Source organism: Roseateles sp. P5_E1, assembly GCF_054049335.1.
In genome coordinates, this window is the sequence record NZ_JBFUMN010000129.1 from 1 (window position 1) to 1269 (window position 1269).

A 1269-nucleotide genomic window follows, 5' to 3' on the forward strand; every position below is an offset into this window, starting at 1 on the left:
CTGTTTGTCGGCGTGGGCATGGTGGCGGCGCTGCACTGGCGGCCGATGCTGGTCGACCTGCACCGCCCGCTCGGCATCGCGATCCTGCTGCTGGTGATCGTGCGCCTGTACAACCGCCTGCGCCATCGGCCGCCGCCGTTGCCCGCCGATCTGCCGGCCTGGCAGGCGTTCGCCGCGCATGCCTCGCACTGGGTGCTGTACGGCCTGATGCTGGCGATGCCGCTGATCGGCTGGTCGATGCTCTCCGCCGGCGGCTATCCGATCGTGATGTGGCCGGGCTTCAACCTGCCGGCGATTCTGCCGCACGACCCGTCGCTGTACGCGGCGCTGCGCAACGCGCACAGCCTGTTCGCCTACGCGCTGTTCGCCACGGTGGTGGCGCATCTGTCCGCGGCGCTGTTCCATCTGTGGGTGCGCCGCGACGGGGTGTTCCAGGCAATGGCGAAGGGCCCGGAGAAAATCCGCGACGACCGCCCCCGGTAGTACCGGCCGCTGGCCGGCTTCTCGGGATGTCGATCAGGAGGGTGCAGCGCCGGCCAACGGCCGGCATTACAGCCAGCCCTTCTGCCTGGCCAACCGATACGCCTCGATACGGTTGGCCACGCCGAGCTTGCCGATGCATTCGGACAGGTAGTTGCGCACGGTGCCATGCGACAGCCCCAGCTGGGTGGCGATCTCGCTGGCCGAGCGACCGTCGCCGGACAGGCGCAACACCTGGCGTTCACGGTCGTTGAGCGGGTCGGCCTGCGACCAGGCATCCAGCGCCAGCTGCGGATCGATCGCGCGCCCGCCGTGCTGCACCTGGCGCAGCGCATCGGCCAGGCGTTCGGCGGGTGCATCCTTGAGCAGGTAGCCGCACACCCCGGCATCCAGCGCCCGTCGCAGGAAGCCCGAGCGCGCGAAGGTGGTGACGATCACCACCTTGATGGGCAGTTGCTGGCGGGCGATGCGCTGGGCCAGTTCCAGCCCGGATAGCCCGGGCATTTCGATGTCGGTGACCAGGATGTCCGGCTGCAGCTGCTGCAGCATGCGCCACGCGGCTTCGCCGTCGGCCGCGCTGCCCAGCACCTCGATGTCCCGCTCCAACCCCAACAGCGCCGACAGCGCGCCGCGCACCATCGCCTGGTCTTCGGCCAACACGATGCGGATCATGGTGTGGCCCCACCCGCGACCGCGGCAACTACAGGCGTGGTTGCCGCCGGCAGCGTCACCCGCACCGTCACGCAGGTGCCCTCGCCCTTCGCCGACTGCATGGCCAGGGTGCCACGC

Annotated in this window: 2 protein-coding genes; one reads left to right on the forward strand and one right to left on the reverse strand. The window is 70.1% G+C overall.

Going from position 1 to position 1269, the window contains the following annotated elements; all coding sequences use genetic code 11:
- The coding region (locus ACXJKJ_RS30085; protein ID WP_457395000.1) for a cytochrome b at positions 1–483 on the forward strand (483 nt) is incomplete at its 5' end.
- Positions 484–549: 66 nt separating this feature from the next.
- On the opposite strand, the gene ACXJKJ_RS30090 is transcribed toward ACXJKJ_RS30085, so the two are convergent.
- Positions 550–1152, reverse strand: coding sequence for a response regulator (locus ACXJKJ_RS30090; RefSeq protein ID WP_457318420.1), 603 nt, complete (start codon positions 1150–1152; stop codon positions 550–552).
- Between the last annotated feature and the right edge of the window lie 117 nt (positions 1153–1269).